The organism is Curtobacterium sp. PhB190 (assembly GCF_004365385.1).
Lineage (GTDB): Bacteria > Actinomycetota > Actinomycetes > Actinomycetales > Microbacteriaceae > Curtobacterium.
Genome location: NZ_SODN01000027.1, coordinates 1 through 1,228, shown reverse-complemented (window position 1 = coordinate 1,228; position 1,228 = coordinate 1). Strand labels below are relative to the sequence as shown.

The following is a 1,228-nucleotide window of genomic DNA, read 5'->3' as shown; positions in this document are numbered from 1 at the left end:
CTTGGGTTCAAGGGGTGGTTGCAACACCTTGAGTGGTGAGGTGTTGGTGTGGGTCGTTGGCACACGCGTGAGGACAAGCGACGGTTCTGGGCTGCGTTGGTGGAGCTTGGGAGCACGACCCGGGCCGCGGCCGCGACTGGTGTGAACCGGTCGACGGCCGCGGACTGGGTCAGCCAGGCTGGCGGCATGCCGCCCGTGCTCGCTGCTCCGTCCGGTGTCCGGTTGTCGCTCGAGGAGCGTGAAGAGATCTGGTTTGGTCGGTCTCGGGGGCACTCGCTCCGGCAGATCGCTGCCCGGCTCGGTCGGGCACCATCGACGGTATCTCGTGAGCTGCGCAACGCGGGCCGGGGCGGGTATCGGCCCTCAACGGCGCAACGGATCGTTGATCAGCGGCGGGCCCGACCAAAACCACGCAAGCTCGCCATCAACGGTCGGCTCCGGGACTACGTGCAGACTGGGTTGGAAGCGGACCGTTCACCGGAGCAAATCATGCTCCGGCTGCGGCGGGACTTCCCACACGATCCGGAGATGCGGGTGTCGCACGAGACGATCTACCAGGCCCTGTATGTCGAGGGCCGTGGTGGGGTGAAACGCGAACTCCAGGTCGCGTTGCGCACCGGGCGGACGCTGCGCCGGCCGCGGGGGCGGGAACAGCGTCGGTCGCGGGCGGACATGCTCGAAATGGTCTCGATCGCGGATCGACCCGCCGAGGTCGAGGGTCGTCTGGTCCCCGGGCATTGGGAAGGGGACTTGATCGTTGGGAAGGACTCGGGTTCCGCGATCGGCACCCTGGTCGAACGCACCACCGGGTTCGTGATGCTGCTCCACCTGCCGACTAAGCACGGCGCTGCCGAGGTGCGAGATCAGATGATCACCGCGATCGGGAAGATGCCCGAGATGCTCCGCAAGTCGGTCACCTGGGACCAGGGCATCGAGATGGCGTCCCACAAGCAGATCAGCATCGCGACCGGGATCGAGATCTACTTCTGCGACCCTCACTCGCCCTGGCAGCGCGGCTCGAACGAGAACACGAACGGGCTGCTGCGGCAGTACTTCCCCAAGGGACAGGACCTGTCCGTGTTCCCCGCGGACTACCTCGACTACATCGCCGACAAGCTCAACAACCGACCACGCAAACGCCTCGACGCCATGACGCCGAGAGAAGCTCTCGACGAGCTACTCTCGGCGTCACTGACAGGCGGTGTTGCACCGACCACTTGAATCCACC

Annotated in this window: 1 protein-coding gene; it reads left to right on the top strand. The window is 65.9% G+C overall.

The features are described 5' to 3' along the window. Positions 1-222 precede the first annotated feature (222 nt). A complete protein-coding gene (locus EDF47_RS19675; RefSeq protein WP_243834117.1) occupies positions 223-1,221 on the top strand; it encodes an IS30 family transposase in 999 nt (332 codons plus the stop codon). The last annotated feature ends 7 nt before the right edge of the window (positions 1,222-1,228 follow it).